At 63.5% G+C, this 17,533-nt stretch carries 19 protein-coding genes; 14 read left to right on the top strand and 5 right to left on the bottom strand.

Annotated features, from left to right (window positions below; genetic code table 11):
- The first annotated feature begins 117 nt into the window (after window positions 1-117).
- From rpsT to GSQ75_RS06155, 3 genes are all read left to right on the top strand, one after another.
- Window positions 118-381: a 30S ribosomal protein S20 gene (gene rpsT / locus GSQ75_RS06145; protein ID WP_072760571.1), complete on the top strand. Its 264-nt coding sequence runs from the start codon at window positions 118-120 to the stop codon at window positions 379-381.
- A gap of 316 nt (window positions 382-697) precedes the next feature.
- Window positions 698-1,627, top strand: coding sequence for a sel1 repeat family protein (locus GSQ75_RS06150; RefSeq protein WP_158753574.1), 930 nt, complete (start codon window positions 698-700; stop codon window positions 1,625-1,627).
- Between the two features lie 67 nt (window positions 1,628-1,694).
- The gene (locus GSQ75_RS06155) at window positions 1,695-2,660 is read left to right on the top strand and encodes a sel1 repeat family protein (RefSeq protein ID WP_254058455.1); all 966 of its coding nucleotides are present in this window, start codon (window positions 1,695-1,697) and stop codon (window positions 2,658-2,660) included.
- Between the two features lie 113 nt (window positions 2,661-2,773).
- Here GSQ75_RS06155 and GSQ75_RS06160 read toward each other — a convergent pair whose 3' ends face one another.
- Genes GSQ75_RS06160 through GSQ75_RS06170 form a run of 3 tightly spaced genes read right to left on the bottom strand, consistent with a single transcriptional unit; the run spans window position 2,774 to window position 5,150 of the window.
- Window positions 2,774-3,076 (bottom strand): DUF6587 family protein, encoded by a 303-nt coding sequence (locus tag GSQ75_RS06160; protein ID WP_158753575.1) that lies wholly within the window; start codon window positions 3,074-3,076, stop codon window positions 2,774-2,776.
- The gene (locus GSQ75_RS06165) at window positions 3,073-4,911 is read right to left on the bottom strand and encodes a ferrous iron transporter B (RefSeq protein ID WP_158753576.1); all 1,839 of its coding nucleotides are present in this window, start codon (window positions 4,909-4,911) and stop codon (window positions 3,073-3,075) included. The genes GSQ75_RS06160 and GSQ75_RS06165 overlap by 4 nt, the downstream gene beginning before the upstream one ends.
- On the bottom strand, window positions 4,908-5,150 hold the full coding sequence (locus tag GSQ75_RS06170; protein WP_158753577.1) for a FeoA family protein: 243 nt from the start codon (window positions 5,148-5,150) through the stop codon (window positions 4,908-4,910). Before GSQ75_RS06170 ends, GSQ75_RS06165 begins: the two co-directional genes overlap by 4 nt.
- A 117-nt stretch (window positions 5,151-5,267) precedes the next feature.
- Here GSQ75_RS06170 and GSQ75_RS06175 point away from each other — a divergent pair, with 117 nt between their 5' ends.
- From GSQ75_RS06175 to GSQ75_RS06200, 6 genes are all read left to right on the top strand, one after another.
- The gene (locus tag GSQ75_RS06175; RefSeq protein WP_158753578.1) at window positions 5,268-6,068 is read left to right on the top strand and encodes an enoyl-CoA hydratase/isomerase family protein; all 801 of its coding nucleotides are present in this window, start codon (window positions 5,268-5,270) and stop codon (window positions 6,066-6,068) included.
- A 187-nt stretch (window positions 6,069-6,255) separates the two neighbouring features.
- Window positions 6,256-8,244: a biotin carboxylase N-terminal domain-containing protein gene (locus GSQ75_RS06180; protein WP_158753579.1), complete on the top strand. Its 1,989-nt coding sequence runs from the start codon at window positions 6,256-6,258 to the stop codon at window positions 8,242-8,244.
- 143 nt (window positions 8,245-8,387) lie between these two features.
- Window positions 8,388-9,287, top strand: a complete 900-nt coding sequence (locus GSQ75_RS06185; protein WP_158753580.1) for a hydroxymethylglutaryl-CoA lyase — start codon at window positions 8,388-8,390, stop codon at window positions 9,285-9,287.
- A gap of 32 nt (window positions 9,288-9,319) precedes the next feature.
- Window positions 9,320-9,808 carry a GNAT family N-acetyltransferase gene (locus GSQ75_RS06190; RefSeq protein WP_158753581.1) on the top strand — a complete coding sequence of 163 codons (489 nt, stop codon included), beginning with the start codon at window positions 9,320-9,322 and terminating at the stop codon, window positions 9,806-9,808.
- 11 nt (window positions 9,809-9,819) lie between these two features.
- Complete coding sequence (locus tag GSQ75_RS06195) at window positions 9,820-10,422, top strand: YdeI/OmpD-associated family protein (protein WP_158753582.1); 603 nt, start codon at window positions 9,820-9,822, stop codon at window positions 10,420-10,422.
- A 5-nt stretch (window positions 10,423-10,427) separates the two neighbouring features.
- Entirely contained in the window at window positions 10,428-10,991 is a 564-nt protein-coding gene (locus tag GSQ75_RS06200) for a GNAT family N-acetyltransferase (RefSeq protein ID WP_158753941.1), read from the top strand.
- A gap of 76 nt (window positions 10,992-11,067) precedes the next feature.
- Here the strand turns inward: GSQ75_RS06200 and GSQ75_RS06205 are convergent, their stop codons facing one another.
- Window positions 11,068-11,466 (bottom strand): RcnB family protein, encoded by a 399-nt coding sequence (locus tag GSQ75_RS06205; protein ID WP_254058456.1) that lies wholly within the window; start codon window positions 11,464-11,466, stop codon window positions 11,068-11,070.
- Window positions 11,467-11,624: 158 nt separating this feature from the next.
- Window positions 11,625-11,954, bottom strand: coding sequence for an RcnB family protein (locus tag GSQ75_RS06210; RefSeq protein WP_158753584.1), 330 nt, complete (start codon window positions 11,952-11,954; stop codon window positions 11,625-11,627).
- A gap of 249 nt (window positions 11,955-12,203) precedes the next feature.
- Here GSQ75_RS06210 and GSQ75_RS06215 point away from each other — a divergent pair, with 249 nt between their 5' ends.
- The 5 genes from GSQ75_RS06215 to GSQ75_RS06235 all read left to right on the top strand — a co-directional run bounded on the left by GSQ75_RS06215 (window position 12,204) and on the right by GSQ75_RS06235 (window position 17,455).
- Complete coding sequence (locus GSQ75_RS06215; RefSeq protein ID WP_158753585.1) at window positions 12,204-12,971, top strand: SDR family NAD(P)-dependent oxidoreductase; 768 nt, start codon at window positions 12,204-12,206, stop codon at window positions 12,969-12,971.
- A gap of 84 nt (window positions 12,972-13,055) precedes the next feature.
- Entirely contained in the window at window positions 13,056-13,619 is a 564-nt protein-coding gene (yeiP, locus tag GSQ75_RS06220) for an elongation factor P-like protein YeiP (protein ID WP_158753586.1), read from the top strand.
- A 105-nt stretch (window positions 13,620-13,724) separates the two neighbouring features.
- Window positions 13,725-15,830 carry an FUSC family protein gene (locus GSQ75_RS06225; protein ID WP_158753587.1) on the top strand — a complete coding sequence of 702 codons (2,106 nt, stop codon included), beginning with the start codon at window positions 13,725-13,727 and terminating at the stop codon, window positions 15,828-15,830.
- Between the two features lie 69 nt (window positions 15,831-15,899).
- Complete coding sequence (locus GSQ75_RS06230; RefSeq protein WP_158753588.1) at window positions 15,900-16,934, top strand: amidohydrolase family protein; 1,035 nt, start codon at window positions 15,900-15,902, stop codon at window positions 16,932-16,934.
- Window positions 16,931-17,455, top strand: a complete 525-nt coding sequence (locus tag GSQ75_RS06235) for a hypothetical protein (RefSeq protein ID WP_158753589.1) — start codon at window positions 16,931-16,933, stop codon at window positions 17,453-17,455. The genes GSQ75_RS06230 and GSQ75_RS06235 overlap by 4 nt, the downstream gene beginning before the upstream one ends.
- Window positions 17,456-17,533: the final 78 nt, after the last annotated feature.

Below are 17,533 nucleotides of genomic sequence, written 5' to 3' on the forward strand. Positions count from 1 at the left end.
TGACCGCGAATCCCTCGTCGGCGGCCTGCCACGTCGCTAAATGATTGACGCAGCGGCAAATCGACCGCATAATTGGCGTCTTTTTCCACCCTCACCACTGCATTCCGGAGTTCTACCTTGGCCAACATCAAGTCCGCGAAGAAGCGCGCGCGCCAGTCCGAGCAGCGTCGCCTGCGCAACATCAGCGCCCGCTCCATGGTCCGTACCGCCCTGAAAAAGGTCGTCAAGGCCATCGAGGCCAAGGACAAGGCCGGCGCCATCGCCGCTTTCACCGTTGCCCAGCCGGTGATGGATCGTTATGCCGCCCGCGGCCTGATCCACAAGAACAAGGCTGCCCGCCACAAGAGCCGCCTCAACGCGAAGATCCGCGAACTGGCATAAGCCGGCGACGCGTTTCGAGTTGAAGAAAAAGCCGGCGCAAGCCGGCTTTTTCGTTTGCGGGAAACGCCGCCGGCACAACCGAGCCTTTTCGTGAGTCGATGCATCGAAACACCTTTCAGATTTGCGCGTCACTCCTACCTACAAGCCAGCCAGGCTGGACTCACATTCGGCCATGGGATTGGCAGTTCCGCTGCCGTCAACTTGCCCGTACCACCGAGCTAATGACCAGGTCGCCCGTGGTATCTAATTGCGCAACTTCCGGTATTGGAATAACTTCCGACTGGAAAGCCGGTGCATCAATTAGGGAGTGATTGCCATGACCGTTAGCTTGTCCGCCGCGCCTCTTTTTCTTCTCGCCATCGCTGCATTTGCCCTTCCTGGAATCGGAAAGGCGCAGGACAGCGCCACACCCGCCGAGGCCAGCGCTCCAGCGCCAGCCAGTCATGTGGCGGCACTCTACGATACAGACGCCAACATCGGCGGGATGCCGTCGTCCGCCTTCAATACACCTGAAGCCGATGGCCGACCCGGCGAATATTATTTCGACCTCGGCGCGCAGGCGGTCAAACACAAGGACTATGCGCATGCCATCGCCATGTACAAGGTCGCGGCGTCCTGGGCCTACAAACCGGCCGAATACAACCTCGGCGTGATGTATGTGAGTGGCCAAGGCACGCCGGTGGATTTGCCGCGCGCCCTGGCATGGATGGCCTTGGCTGCCGAACGCAAAGATCCGCAGTACGTCAAAGCGCTCGACCTGGTCAGTGCGCACCTAAGCGATGCGCAGTTCAACGAGGCCAATGTGATCATGGCCCAGCTCTTGCCCACCTACGGCGATAAAGTGGCACTGGCCCGCGCCGAGACGCGCTGGCGCGAGGTCCGCGCTGCCGAAACCGGCTCGCGCGTGGGGTCTGCGGCGGGCCATGTGGTGGTTGGCGCCGTCGGGGGGGGCTACATGCCGCCGAACTATGATGTCGGGGGCGACCATGACCCGCATGACCCGAGCAATGGCGCCCACATGAGTGCCTCGGGGGCTGAAGTAGCCGGAGTCCATCAGACGGACGGCGCCGTCGCATATCAGCAGTTGCGTGAAAGCGACAATCCGTACGACCCGAAATTCGAGTCGCATCCTGGTTCAACCGGAACGGTCACGGTAGGCGCTTTGAAACCCGTCAAGACGAAGGACGCCGTCAGCGCGAAGAAATCAGCTGATCCCGTCATGCCAGAAGCCGGTAACCCATCCTGAGTCTGCAAACACTTCACGGATTCAAGAGGGATCACGCTGAGTCACTTCTGCAGCCATACGCTTAAGTTTGCGCCGTGCTGGCGTTAACCCGCATTTCACGCAAGCTCAAGCTAATGAGAGAAAAAACATGACTACGTCAAAGCTGCCCATGTTCTTTTCATTCTGTCTTTCGATCGGGCTTGCCCTGCTCCCGGGCGCAGGGCAAGCCAGCGGTAGCGGTGCACCCCAGACAAGCAGCGACACCACAACTCCGCCTCAACCCAAAGAGGCACCACTCTACGATTCAGACGTCGACATCGGCCGGGTGCAGTCGTCCGGCTTCAATACACCGGAAGCCGATGGCCGACCTGGCGAATATTATTTCGACCTCGGCGCGCAGGCGGTCAAACACAAAGACTATGCGCATGCCATCGCCATGTACAAGGTTGCGGCGTCATGGGCCTACAAACCGGCCGAATATAACCTGGGCGTGATGTATCTGAATGGCCAGGGCACCCCGGTGGACTTACCGCGCGCGCTGGCATGGATGGCTCTCGCTGCCGAACGCAACGACCCGCAGTACGTCAAGGCGCGCGACCTGATCAATGCGCACCTGAACGATGCACAGTTCAACCAGGCCAATGTGATCATGGCCCAGCTGTTGCCAACTTACGGCGACAAGGTAGCGCTGGCCCGCGCCGAAACGCGCTGGCGTGAGGTCCGCGCCGCCACCACCGGCACGCGTGTAGGATCGGCAGCTGGCCACGTGGAAGTAGGTGGCGACGGAGGCGGAAGCCACATGCAATCTCCGAACTACGATGTCCACGATGGTGGCCACGTCGGGTTCTCCGCAGCTGAAGTGGCCGGGGTCCACCAGACGGATGGCGCCCTCGCGTATCAGCAGTTGCGCGAAAGCAATAACCCGTACGACCCGAAATTCGAGTGGCATCCTGGTGCAACCGGAACGGTAACGGTCGAGCCATTGACCCCGGTCAAAAAGAGTGACGTGCAGAACCCTGCAGCATCAGGCACCGCTCCCACGCCAGCTCATTAATTCCGGTTGCTGATGGGGGTGTTTCACGGTGAATTCGCGCAGCACTCGAACATGCCTGTGTATTCCGCTCTAGAGGGAACGCGCATACGCCACCTGTCAACACGAAACACCCATTACTTGGCGCGCGAGCGGAACTCCAGCGGCATCGAAGCCGCCCGTGCCGCCGCTGGCGGTTTCGGGCCACAGGCGCCACAGGTGCTGCAGCCGTCGCTGCAATTGCCGGTGGCCTGCTTCGGCTGCAGGCGCTGCCCGACATTGCGTACCCATGCGGCATGCCCGGGCCGGCTGAAATGGATCGAGGCCGCTGCCAGCCAGCGGTTGCTGAGCTTCGGTGCCAGCTTGCGGAACACGATCAGCACACTGGCCAGCACGATCAGGCCGATCACCAGGTATTGCACCAGCAGGCCCGTGCTCATGTCAGCATCCTCGTCACCTGGTAGACGATGAACGACGCGGCGTAAGCCATGCCGAACATGTAGCCGAACGAGACCGCCACGTTGCGCCAGGAGTTGGTCTCGCGGCGGATCACGGCCAGCGTGGACATGCACTGCGGCGCATACGCAAACCACACCAGCAGCGACAGCGCGCTGGCCAGCGAAATCTGCCCTGCCAGCGCGTGACCCAGGCCGCCACCCGCATCACCGCCCACCAGATAGACCGTGGCCAGCGCCGCGACCGCCGTCTCACGTGCGGCGAACGCTGGAATCAGCGCCAGGCTGATCTGCCAGTTGAAGCCGATCGGCGCAAAAATGTATTGCAGGCCACGCCCGATATAGCCGGCGAAGCTGTAGTTGATGGCCGGGCCTGGTGCGCCCACCGGAGCCGACGGGAAGGTGGAGATGAACCACATCAGCACGGTCAGGCCCAGGATCACGCCGGTCAGGCGTTTCAGGAAAATGGCGCCGCGCTCGTACAGGCCGATCGCCACGTCACGCAGCTTCGGCATCCGATACGACGGCAACTCCATCAGCAAGGCATGTTCGCTCTTGTCACGACGGACGCGCTTCATCACCCAGCCCACCGCCATCGCGCCGAGGATGCCCACCAGATACAGCGAGAACAGCACGACACCCTGCAGATTGAACACGCCGAACACATAATGGATCGGAATGAAGGCACCGATCAGCAACGCATAAACCGGCAGGCGCGCCGAACAGGTCATCAGCGGTGCGATCAGGATCGTTGCCAGACGGTCGCGGGGGTCCTGGATGCTGCGCGTGCCCATGATGCCGGGGATCGCGCAGGCGAAACTCGACAACAGCGGGATGAACGAGCGCCCGGTCAGGCCCACCGAAAGCATCAGGCGATCGAGCAGGAACGCCGCGCGCGGCAGGTAGCCGGATTCCTCCAGTACCAGAATAAACAGAAACAGCACCAGGATTTCCGGCAGAAAGCCAAGCACGGTGCCGAGGCCGCCAAACAGGCCGTTGACGACCAGACTCTGCAGCGGACCTGCTGGCAGCAGTGTGGCGACCTGCGTACCCATCCAGCCGAAGCCGTCACCGATCGCGTCGCTCATCGGCTTGCCAGCCGCATACACCGCCTGGAACACCAGGAACATCACCACCGCGAGGATCAGCAACCCGAACACCGGATGCAGTGCCCAGCGATCGAGTGCATCGTCAATCTCAGCGGTGGCTCGCGGCATCGTCACGGTCGCGGCCAGCAATTCGCGCACTTGCGCGTGCAGATCGCTGCGGCTGTCGGCGTCATCCGGCTGCACCGGCGCGGCTGTCGGCATCTCGCCATCAACCCGCTCGATCAGCGCCTGCGCACCGCCACGTTTCACCGCGACGGTTTCCACCACCGGCACGCCGAGTCGCCGCTGCAACTCCGGCACGTCAATCACGACACCGCGGCGACGTGCGGTATCCATCATGTTCAGCGCGAGCACCACCGGACGACCGAGGCGCTTGACCTCGAGCACGAAGCGCAGGTGCAGGCGCAGGTTGGTGGCGTCGGCCACGCATATGATCAGATCCGGCGCCGCCTCGCCTGGATAGTTGCCTTCCAGTACGTCACGGGTGATCTGCTCATCGGGACTGGCTGCATCGAAGCTGTAGGTCCCCGGCAGATCGAGGATCTGGAGCACCCGACCGGACGGCGCGGTAAAGCGGCCTTCCTTGCGCTCGACGGTAACGCCGGCGTAGTTCGCCACCTTCTGCCGGCCACCGGTGAGCTGGTTGAACAGCGCAGTCTTGCCGCAGTTCGGGTTGCCGACCAGGGCGATACGCAGGGTTGAGGCGCTCATGCCGCCTCCTGCCGCACGGTGACCCGATGTGCCTCGCTGCGGCGCAGCGCAAACCGGGTCGAACCGATCTGGATCAACAATGGATCGGCGCCCATCGGCCCGATTGCCACTACCCGCACCGGTTCACCGTCGACAAACCCCAGATCGCGCAAGCGCTGCGCAATCGGATCCGCCGCATGCGCATCGTGCACGCGATCGACCACGGCGGGGGCACCTTTGGGCAGTTCGGACAGACGCACGGGCGGCTTCACAAATAAGAATTGTTCGCATTGTAACCCTTTGGTCGCATTGCTGCATCAGGTCGAACTTCCCGCTGGCGGCAGCATCTATCATGGCGTTCTTTGCAGGGGCTACCGATGACCGATTCCATCCTGAACGAGCGCCGCGGCGCGGTGGCCTGGCTCACCCTGAACCGCCCGCAGATCCACAACGCGTTCGACGACGCCCTGATCGCCACACTCACCGACGCGCTGGCGCAGGCCGATGCCGATCCAGCCGTACGTGCCGTGGTGCTGAGCGGCAACGGCAGCTGCTTCTCCGCCGGTGCCGACCTCAACTGGATGCGCGGCATGGCCAGTGCGAGCGAACAGGAAAACCGCGAGGACTCGCTGCGGCTGGCGCGGCTGATGCGCAACCTGCAGTTCCTGTCCAAGCCGACCATCGCGCGGGTCAACGGCGCAGCCTACGGCGGCGGTGTGGGCTTAGTCGCCTGCTGCGACATCGCGATCGGCGTCGATACCGCCAAGTTCGCGCTGTCGGAAGTAAAACTGGGTCTGGTGCCGGCAGTGATCTCACCGTACGTGATCGCCGCAATCGGTCTGCGCGAGGCACGCCGGCTGTTCATCACCGGCGAGGTATTCGAGGCCGCCACCGCCGCGCGCATTGGGCTGCTGCACACCGTCGTATCGGTACCCGAACTGGACGAGGCGATCGAGCGCCAGCTCTACCTGCTGGCCAAGGCCGGCCCACAGGCCCAGCGCGAAGCCAAGCGGCTAGCCTTGCGCATGGGTGGCGCCGATGTCGCCCAGGCCGAACGCATCGATCAGGACAATGCCGCACTGATCGCCCGCCTGCGCGTATCGGAAGAAGGCCAGCATGGTCTGAGCGCGTTCCTCGACAAGCGTGCGCCGGCATGGGCCGGCAACGCGGTACCGTAACTCTCTATCTCCGCCACGTAGCCCGCCCCCCGACGGGTCGCTGGATACTGGGACGGCGAGTGATCCGGTAACCGCGGCGGATCGGCATGGAATCGTGGTGCCATGCTGCGTTGCGCATCGGCGGCAGCGCGTCAATCTGCTAGTTTTACTGGCTTTGCATCGATACGAACAGCTTCAAGGATACTGAATGTTCGAACGCGTACTGATAGCCAACCGTGGCGAGATCGCCTGCCGCGTGATCCGCACCTGTCGCCGGCTCGGCATCCATACCATCGCGGTATACTCGGAAGCGGACCGGGACGCGCAGCACGTGCGCCTCGCCGACGAGGCATGGCCGATCGGTGGCCCGCGTCCAGCCGATTCCTACCTTCGTGGCGATGCCATTCTTGAGGTGGCGAAGGAGTCCGGCGCACAGGCCATCCACCCCGGCTACGGCTTTCTGTCCGAGAACACCGGTTTCGCCCGTGCCTGCACAAATGCCGGCATAACGTTCATTGGCCCGCGCCCGGAAAGTATCGACGCGATGGGCTCCAAGGCCGCCGCCAAGGCGCTGATGGAACAGCACGTCGTGCCGCTGGTGCCCGGCTACCACGGCGAGAATCAAGACACCGCCTATCTTGCCGAACAGGCCGGCAAGACCGGCTTTCCGCTGATGATCAAGGCCACGGCCGGCGGTGGTGGCAAGGGCATGCGCATCGTCCGCAGCGCAGCGGAATTTGCCGACGCCCTCGCCTCCGCACAGCGCGAAGCCGCCAGCTCGTTCGGGGATACGCGGGTGATCCTGGAACGCTATGTCGAGCATCCGCGACATATCGAGTTCCAGGTATTCGGCGATATGTTGGGCAACGTGATCCATCTCAACGAACGCGAGTGCTCGGCGCAGCGCCGCTATCAGAAGGTGCTGGAGGAAACGCCCTCGCCCTTCCTCGACGAGGCGCGCCGCGCCGCGATGGGCGCGGCCGCGGTCGCGGCCGCGAAAGCGGTGAATTACGTCGGCGCCGGCACCGTGGAATTCATCGTCGCGCAGAGCGGCGAGTTCTTCTTCATGGAGATGAACACGCGCCTGCAGGTCGAACACCCGGTCACCGAGCTGACGCTGGGTCTGGATCTCGTCGAATGGCAGCTGCGCGTCGCCGCCGGCCAGCCGTTGCCGCTACGGCAGGAACAGGTTCATGCACATGGGCACGCGATCGAAGTGCGTTTGTATGCGGAAGACCCCGATCAGAATTTCCTGCCAGGCTCGGGCAAGTTGCTGATGCTGCGCCTGCCTGCGCCCTCGCAACATGTGCGCCTCGACGGTGGCGTGATCGAAGGCGATACGGTGACGATCTTCTACGATCCGATGATCGCCAAGCTGATCGTGTTCGACATCACCCGCGAGCAAGCCTTGCAGCGATTGCGCGAGGCACTGGCGGCGAGCGAGATCGTCGGCCCGAAATCGAATATCGCGTTTCTCGAACGCCTTGTCCGCCATCCGGCCGTGGTCGAAGGCCGCATCGACACCGGCTATCTGGATCGCCATCTGGAAGAGTTCCTGGTTGGCGATGTCGCACCCTCCGACCAGGTCCTGTTCGCTGCCGCCACCGCCGCTCTGCTCCACGACGAATTGAGCGTGGACAGCTCGGCCACTGATCCGCATTCACCCTGGGCAAAAGCCGACGCCTGGCGTATCGGCCACGCCGGCAAGCGCATCGTCGCGCTGACACTGCGCGAGCAGCGTCATGACATCGAGGCGCATGGCCACGATGGCAGCTATCAGCTGCGCCACGGCGAGGCGACCTGCGAGGTGCGAGGTGCACGCTTGCATGACGATGACCTGAGTGCCCGCTTCGACGGTGAAGCGCTGCGCATACCACTACGCACTGACGCGACCCATGTCCTGCTTCATGACGCCAACGGCCAGCGCTACAGCTTTGCCCGCGCCGCTGCGTTCGCGTGGGAATCAAAGGACGCTGCCGGCGGCAACCAGGTCATTGCGCCGATGCCGGGCCGCATCGTGCTGGTAAAGGCGAAAGCCGGCGATGTCGTCGAACAGGGCCAGGAGCTGTTGGTGATGGAGGCGATGAAGATGGAGCTGGCCTTGAAGGCACCCCGCGCCGGCACCATCGAAAGCATCAACGCCACGCAAGGCGAGTTCGTCGAGGCGGATGCCGTGCTGGTGCGTTTCGCCAGTTGAGTTTTTGAGCCCCTCTCCATGTGGGAGAGGGGTTGGGGTGGGGGTTCGGCCTGAGCGACACGCCGAGGCAAGACCGAACCCTCATCCGCCCCTTCGGGGCACCTTCTCCCGGAGAGAGAAGGAAACAATTTCCGGAGCATCCGATGAGCCCATCCAACCACGTCCGCATCGTCGAAGTCGGTGCCCGCGACGGCCTGCAGAACGAGAAGACGCTGCTACCTGCTGATGTGAAGATCGCGCTGATCGACCGGCTGTCCTCGACCGGCCTGAAGACGATCGAGGCGACCAGCTTCGTCAGCCCGGAATGGATACCGCAGCTGGCCGACGCGGCGGAAGTTTTCACCCGCATCCGCAAGGTACCCGGTGTTAGCTATCCGGTGCTGGTGCCGAACCTGCAGGGTTATCAGCGCGCGCGCGAAGTCGGTGCTGCCGAGATTGCGGTGTTCACCGCCGCCTCGGAAACCTTCAGCCGCAAGAACACGAATGCCTCGATCGATGAATCGATCGAGCGCTTCATTCCGGTGATCGAGCAGGCCCAAGCCGACGAAGTGAAAGTGCGCGGCTATGTCTCCACCGTACTCGGCTGCCCGTATCAGGGCGAGGTACCGATCGGCGACGTGGTACGTGTCGCCACGCGCCTGTACCAACTGGGCTGCTACGAGATCTCATTGGGCGATACCATCGGCGTCGGCACACCGGCGAAGGCATGCGCGATGCTGCATGCGGTCGCGCAGGAAGTGCCGATCAGCGCACTCGCCGTGCACTTCCACGACACTTACGGCCAGGCACTGGCGAATATCCTCGCCTGCCTGGAAGAAGGCGTGCGCGTGGTGGACAGTTCGGTCTCCGGCACCGGCGGCTGCCCGTACGCCAAGGGAGCTACCGGCAATGTCGCCAGTGAGGACGTGGTGTACATGCTGCATGGCATGGGCATGACGACCGGGATCGACCTGGACCTGCTGGTCGCCACCGGCGCATGGCTGGCTACGCAACTGCACAAGGAAACCGCCAGCCGGGTCACCCGCGCCCGCACGGCCAACTGAAACTGTCCTTACTCCTCGCACGCAACCGCCCGATGCCTACGTCTTTCCTGATCCGCCCGATCGCTGCCAGCGACGATGCCGCGATGGCCTCAATCATCCGCCACGTCATGCCCGAATTCGGCGCCGACGGCCCCGGCTTTGCGATCCACGATGCGGAAGTCGACCGTATGTGCGAGGCCTACGCACAACCGCGCAGCGCGTACTTCGTGGTCGAACGTGACAGCCAGGTCGTTGGCGGTGGCGGCGTGGCCCCACTCCAGAATGGCGACGCGGACGTATGCGAATTGCGCAAGATGTATTTCCTGCCCGCGGCCCGCGGCATCGGTGCCGGCAGCGCTATGATGCAGCGCTGTCTCGATGCGGCCCGCGCCTTCGGCTTCCGTCGCTGCTACCTGGAAACGCTGACCGGCATGGACGCAGCCCAGGCGCTGTACAAGCGCAGCGGCTTCACGGCGTTGTGCGCGCCGATGGGCGGCACCGGCCATTTCAGCTGCGACCGGTTCTTCATCCTCGAACTTTGAACGGAGCGGCCATGAGCAGTCACGACCCGCGCATCGATGCCTATATCGCAAAGTCGGCCGAATTCGCCAGGCCAATCCTCGAACACCTGCGCGCGGTAGTGCATGCCGCCTGCCCCGAAGTTGAGGAAAGTCTGAAATGGAGCATGCCATTCTTCAGCTACAAGAGCGCGCCGATGTGCATGATGGCAGCCTTCAAGCAGCACTGCGGCTTCGGCTTTTGGCTGTCCAGGCAAGTCGTGGGCAGTACGGCTGAAGACGGCATGGGTCAGTTCGGCAAGCTCACTACGCTGAAGGATCTGCCGTCTAAAAAGGAACTCACTATTCTCATCAAGAAAGCGATGGCGTTGAACGAAGCCGGCGTGAAACTGGCGCGCCCGAAAGCCGCTGCGAAGCCAGCGCCGACTTTACCGGACGACCTTGCCGCCCTGCTCGCGCAGAAGAATCATGCCGCCGCGCACAAGACCTACCAGGGTTTCAGCCCCAGCGCGCAACGCGAATACACCGACTGGATCGCCGAGGCGAAGACCGACACCACCCGCCAGAAACGCATCGCCACCACCCTGGAATGGCTGGCCGAGGGCAAGCCGCGCAACTGGAAATACCTGACGTGCTGAACCCGATGATCCGCATCGCCCGCGACGAAGACGCCGCCGCCATCCACGCGATCTACGCACCTTCGATCACCGACGGTGTAGCCACCTTCGAGACCGAACTGCCTGGGGTAGCGACCATGCGCGAACGCATCCGCACCCGCCTGCAGCACTACCCTTGGCTGGTCTGGGACGAAGGTGGCGAAGTGCTGGCCTATGCCTATGCCGGCCGCTTCCGCGAACGCGCCGCCTACGACTGGATCGCCGAGACCTCGATCTACGTGCGTGCTGATGCACATCGCCGCGGCATTGCGCGCCGGCTCTACGGTGTGCTGCTGGATACGATGCGGTTGCAGGGCATCAATCAGGCCGTTGGCGTGATCACCCTGCCTGGTACGGTCAGCGTGGCGATGCACGAAACGATGGGTTTCTCTGCCGCCGGTGTATGGCGCCAGTGCGGCTACAAGCTGGGACAGTGGTGGGACGTGGGCGTGTGGCAGAAGCAGCTGCAGGCAGTGGTCGCGACGCCGTCCCCGGTCATTCCATTTCCGCAACTGGTGGATTCGCCGCAGCTGCAGGCCCTGCTCTCCTGATCCACCCGACAGCGACCCGAAAAAAACCCGCCAACCATGGCGGGTTTTTTCTATCAGACAACAGCAAACCGATCGCTCAATGATGCAGGAGCAGGTCCGCAATAACGCCGGTGGTGATCGCGACCAGCAGGAAATCGCCGTTGTCGCTGCGCACCCAGTGATAACCACGCGGCGGCGCACGCAGATGCTCGTGGCGCCAGTCGGTCACCACATAGCGGCGACCCCGGTAATCGTCCGGCACACGTCCACCCTTCCTGTACCAGCCTTCGTGCTGGCCGCGATCATGCATGCCCTGATACTGGCCATGGTCATGATCATGGTGATCGTTGCCGTAGTCCTGCGCCAGCAGCGGCGCGCTGAACATCAGCACGGCACCACAGATAACAAGCATCCCCAACTGCTTCTTCATGTCGAGCTCCTGATTGATGGCAAGGTACTTGCCGAACTGCGTGCCAAGGATGGCAGGTGGATCCACGCGCCTATTTATATTTACCGTTCAAGCCACATCCACATCAATACGACTGATGCTGGAGGATTGCCGCACCACGTTCAATGGCGGATAAATATTCCACCCAAGGCCGCTCGCGTTCTGCCGATGGCCATCGTGGTGCGGGTGGTTCCGTATACGCAGGATCAATGCTGTGCGGCGATGATGCTGGCGATCACGCCGGTCGTGATCGCGACCAGGATGAAATCACCGTTGTCACTGCGTACATAGTGATAGCCGCGCGGCGGTGCGCGCAGGTGCTCGCTCTGCCAGTCGGTCACAGCATAAGAACCGCCACGGTACTCGGCCGGCATATGGCCACCCTTCTTGTACCAGCCTTCGCTATGGCCGCGCTCGGACATGCTGCGCTTGTTCTGATCCTGGTGATCCTGGCCCTGGGGCTGAGCCACCACGACGGCCGAGGTAGACATCAGCAATGCACCGCAGATCAACCACGTACCCAATTGCTTCTTCATAGAGACACTCCGTTGGTAAAGGTGTAAAGCCTGAGGAACCGTGCTACTCCAAGGTTTCCGTGGGTTGCCCGATACGGCGACCCGAGCAGAAGAAGCCCAAGCATCGCTGCCCTGCCTGCAACATCACCGCTCAACCCCCAAGGCCGCGTGAATATTCCGGTGAACGGCCTTCACATTTGGTCGTCGGGAGGTTCGTGGTGGCCATCCCTCTCGGTTACCATTCATGTTTCAGGTATCAGAGAGACCCCCATGCAGCTCAATCAGGTCAAGGCGATCATTACCGGCGGCGCCTCCGGTCTCGGCCACGCAGTGGCACAACACCTCGTCGCGCACGGCGGCAAGGTCGCGCTGTTCGATGTGAATGAGGACAAGGGCCACGCCGCCGCGAAGGAACTGGGTAATGTCGCGCGCTTCTTCCGTACCGACGTCACCTCCGAGGACGGCGTGGTCGCCAACGTGGCCTCCGCACGCGACGCGATGGGCGGCCTGAACGTGCTGATCAACTGCGCCGGCATCCTCGGCGCTGGCCGCGTATTGGGCAAGGAAGGCGCGATGCCGCTGGCGAACTTCGCCACCACCGTGATGGTGAACCTGGTCGGTAGCTTCAACGTGGCCAAGGCCGCGGCAGCGCTGATGCAGGGCAACGAAGCAGGCGAAGACGGCGAACGCGGCGTGATCATCAACACCGCCAGTGTTGCTGCCTACGAAGGCCAGATCGGCCAGGCCGCTTACTCGGCATCCAAGGGTGGCGTGGTCGGCATGACCCTGCCAATGGCGCGCGAGCTGGCACGCTTCGGCATCCGCGTGGCGACGATCGCACCGGGTATCTTCTGGACCCCGATGGTCGACAGTATGTCGCCGCAGGTGCAGGAGTCGCTCAGCGCCTCGATCCCGTTCCCGGCGCGCCTCGGCCAACCGAACGAGTATGCAAGCACCGTCGCCTTCATCTTGGGCAACCGCTATATCAATGGCGAGACTATCCGCCTCGATGGCGCGGTGCGGTTGCAATCCAAGTAGAGGAGTGAGAAACGAGTGAAAGCTCGCCTCGCTCCGCCACTGCTTCTCTCTCACCTCTCACTCCTCTGAACTCACTTCTGACCTATGAAAGCTTCCGACGTCAAGAAAGGCAACGTGGTCGAGCACGACAGCACCGTCTACCAGGTGCGCGACATCGAGCGCAGCTCGCCGAGCGCGCGTGGTGGCAACGTCACCTTCCGCTTCACCCTGTATTCAATCCCCGGCGGACGCAAGTTCGACCTGAGCCTGCGCGCCGACGATGAGTTGCGCGAAATGGACCTGGTGCGTCGTGCGGCGAACTTCTCATACATGGACGACGGCGCCTTCGTGTTCATGGACGCCGAGGATTACACCCAGTATCTGCTCTCGCCCGAACTGGTTGGCGACAACGCCGGCTACATCGTCGAAGGCATCGAGGGTTATTACGTACAAGTGATCGACGAGGCGCCGGTCGGCCTGCAGGTGCCGAGCAGCGTGATCCTGACCGTGGTCGACACCGCGCCGGAAATGAAAGGCTCCAGCGCCACCAAGCGCAACAAGCCGGCCAAGCTCAATACCGGCATCGAAGTGCAGGTGCCCGAGTACATCAGCAACGACGAGAAAGTGTGGGTGAACACGCTGACCGGCGAGTTCGCGGGCAGGGCCTGAGAGCAGGAACGAGTGGCGAGGAGTGAGAAACGAGAGTGAAAGCGTGAGAGACGCACGGTTTTTGCCATACTCATTTCTCAGTCCTCGCCACTCACTTCTCGCCCCATGCCCTCCAGCGGTTATTCGCTAAGCGCCCATGCGATCGAAAGCCTGACCGCGATCAAGCGGCCGGACGTGCCGTGGCAGGTGGTATTGCGCAACACCGCCGCGGTGATACTGCCGCTGGGCATCGGGCTGGCTACGGGACACACGGAGATTGGGTTGGCTATCGGCGCTGGCGCGCTGGATACGATGTTCTCCGATCAGCCCGGGCCCTATCGCCAGCGCTTGCGCCAGCTGCTGCTTGCCTCGCTGGCGGCGGGGCTTGCTTCGCTGTGCGGCCTGCTGATCGGCGCTCAGTTGCTGCCGATGCTGCTGGCCACGGCCGCCTGTGGTTTCTTCGGTGGCCTCCTGGTGGTGTTCGGTACCGATACCGCACGGGTCGGCATGACCAGCATGATCCTGCTGGTGGTCACTGCATCGACGCCGACTTCGCTGGTCGGCGCATTGAGCGGCGCCGCGTTGATTTTCTGCGGTGGCCTGCTGCTTACCCTGTTCTCGTTGGCAGCGTGGCCATGGCACCGCTATTTGCCGGAGCGGCATGCGCTGGCCAAGGTATATGCCGGGCTTGCCATACTGGCCAGACAGCAGAAGCATGACGACGCCGACGTACCGGCTCTGACCGAAGCGATGACCACCCTGCAGCAGACCCTGTTGGGTGAGCATCGCGCCCATGGTCGTGCGATGGAGGCCTTCGGCGTTTTGCTGGAGCTGGCCGAACGCATCCGGCTGGAGCTCACCGCGATGGCCGAGTTGCATGCCAACCCGGCCGCCCACGCGATGTTCCGCGATGATGCGGCCCGTGTGCTTGCCGCGATCGCCGGTGCACTGGAACAGGGTGAATCACCCGAACAGGCGGCGCGTGCGTTGCAAACCCTGCAAGCCAGCGAACGCGCCCTGCTTGATGGCAGCACCAGCACGGGTAGCCTGGCCGCGCATATCCACGCCCTCTCCGGCCAGCTGGCCGCGGCGGTGCGCAACGCCGATTGGGCCGGCAGCCGCGGCGAGCTGCGTGCCAGCGCGGCGGAAACCCGCCTGCCCAAGGCGCTGCGCAGCAGTTCCGCCTGGGCCACGCTGCGCGCCAGCCTCACCCCACGATCGGTGGCATTCCGGCATGCCTTGCGCATGGCCGTCTGCCTCAGTGCTGCACTGTGGATTTCGCGACTATTGCAGCTGCCGCACGGCTACTGGTTGCCGATGACCGCGGCGATCGTGCTGCGACCGGACTTTGCCGCCACCTTCAATTTCGGCCTGCTGCGCGTGCTCGGCACCGTGCTCGGGTTGGTGCTCACCACGGCACTGCTGCACTTCACCCCGAGCGAGCCATGGGCACATCTCGCGCTGATGGCCGTGCTGTGCATGGCGTTCCGCTACCTGGCCACGGCGCATTACGGCATTGCGGTGGCCGCACTGACCGGCACCGTGGTGATCCTGCTTTCCTACGAAGGCGTTGGCTCCAGCGCCGCCGTGGTGGATCGGGTGATCAACACCGCCCTCGGCTGCGGCATGGCCTTGCTCGCGTATGTGGCGTGGCCGACCTGGGAGCGCGGCCGGGCACGTGCTGCGTTGGCCGTGATGCTTGATGCCTATGCCAGCTACCTGCGCGCACTGGCGCGACCGGACCAGCGCAACGCTCACCACGAGACACGCAGCGCAGCCCGTACCGCCCGCACCAATGCACAGGCTTCGCTCGACCGCATGCGCAGCGAACCGGCCACGCCACCGGAACTGCTCGCGCTGGCCCGTACCCTGTTCGCCAATGGCAATCGACTGGCACGCACCGCGATGACCCTGGAAGCGATGGTTGACGATCTCGCCACGCTGCCCGCACCGGCTGAGATCAGGCACTTCGTGGAGCAGTGCGCCAACACCGTGCAGGCCATCGCCACGGCGTTGCGCGAACAGCGCGGCATGGACACGCTGCCAGACCTGCGTACCCGGCAACGCACACTGGTAGCCCTGCTAGAGGGTGCCGATGACCGCGCCGCCGCCGAATCGTTGGCGCGGCTCAGTGACCGCCTGGTCGACAACGTCAACACGCTGGCGCATGTGGTCAATCGTGCGCAGCAGGAATCCAACACCGAACCTCGGCGCAGCCACGCCCAGCCCTGAGTTGCGAACCCGGCCACCATCGTGCGACTGCAGCACGACGCCGACCCGCAGAGGTTTTACACTGCGTGGATGCTCAAGATCGATTCCCACGCACACATCCTGCCCCGCGACTGGCCAAATCTGGCAGCCAAGTACGGTGACGACCGCTTTCCGGTGATGACGCATACCGATGGGCGCCACCGCATCTACAAGGACAGCCGGTTCTTCCGCGAGGTGTGGGATTCGGCGTTTGATCCGCAGACGCGCATCGACGACTACGCCCGTTTCGGCGTCGACGTGCAGGTGATCTCCACCGTGCCGGTGCTGTTCTCATACTGGGCACCGGGTCACCAGGCGCTGGAGTTGCACCGTCATCTGAACAACCACATGGCCGGCATCTGCCGCGATTATCCGCGCCACTACGCCGGCATCGGCACGGTGCCGCTACAGGCACCTGATCTGGCGATCCGCGAGCTGGAACGTTGCATCGACGAGCTTGGTCTGCAAGGCGTGCAGGTCGGTTCGCATTGCGGCGAATGGAACCTGGATGCGCCGGAGCTGTTCCCGTTCTTCGAGGCAGCCGCCGATCTCGGTGCCGCGGTGCTGGTGCACCCGTGGGACATGATGGGTGCGTCGACGATGCCCAAGTACTGGATGCCGTGGCTGGTCGGCATGCCGGCCGAACAGTCGCGAGCCGCCTGCTGCCTTGCGTTTGGTGGTGTGCTGGAGCGGCTGCCGAAGCTGCGCGTGATGCTGGCGCATGGCGGCGGCAGCTTCCCCTCGACGATCGGCCGCATCGAGCACGGCTTCAAGATGCGTCCGGACCTGGTCGCCACCGACAATCCACGCAATCCGCGCGAATACCTCAAACGCTTCTATTTCGACTCTTGCGTGCACGACGATCTGGCGCTGCGCTATCTGCTGGATGTGACGGGCGTCGATCAGGTGATGCTTGGCACCGACTATCCTTTCCCGTTGGGCGAACAGGAACCCGGCAGTGGCATCGAAGCGCTGGGCCTGAACGAGGTCAACCGCGCCCGACTGTTTCACGGCACCGCACTGGAATGGCTGGGCTTGCCCAGGCATCGCTTCGCACCCGACAACACCTCCCTGGAGTCAGCATGAGTTTCCTGCGCAGCACCGCCATTATCGCCACGGCCCTGGCCACCACCCTGCTGCTGGCAGGTCGCGTCCATGCCACCGATGTCAGCATGGCCGATGGCAGCGTGAGTTTCAGCACGCCGGATAGCTGGCTGGACATCATGGAAACCCAGGGCGATCCTGAAACACGCGTGTTCCAGGTGCCCGACCCGTCGGCCACCGGCAAGACCAGCCTCGCCCGTATCACCGTCACCGTGGCCCAGGCCGCCGACGTGAATGCCTTCAATCAGTTCAAGAGCGATGCCACCGCACAAGCGCTTGCGCTCCCTGGCTACAAGGCTGCCGCCATGCTGCCGCCGCCGAACAGCAACCTGTATACCGCACAGGAAAACGGCGCCCAGTTCAACTACGTCGAGCACTACTGGTTCAAGAACGGCCATGCGATCCAGCTGCGCTGCATGCGCCCTGTGGAGAGCCTCGCCGGCGCTGGATGGAAAGCCGAGTTCGACAAGGGCTGCGCTGCAATCGCCGCACGCTTGAAGTAAGCCACGCATCGGCTCCTCCCCCCAGCGACCGAAAGGAGTCCCCCTTTCGGACAAGCCAGGGAGTGGAACCCACATCCC

The sequence above is a fragment of the Dyella sp. S184 genome (genome assembly GCF_009766065.1).
In the GTDB taxonomy this organism is placed as follows: domain Bacteria; phylum Pseudomonadota; class Gammaproteobacteria; order Xanthomonadales; family Rhodanobacteraceae; genus Rhodanobacter.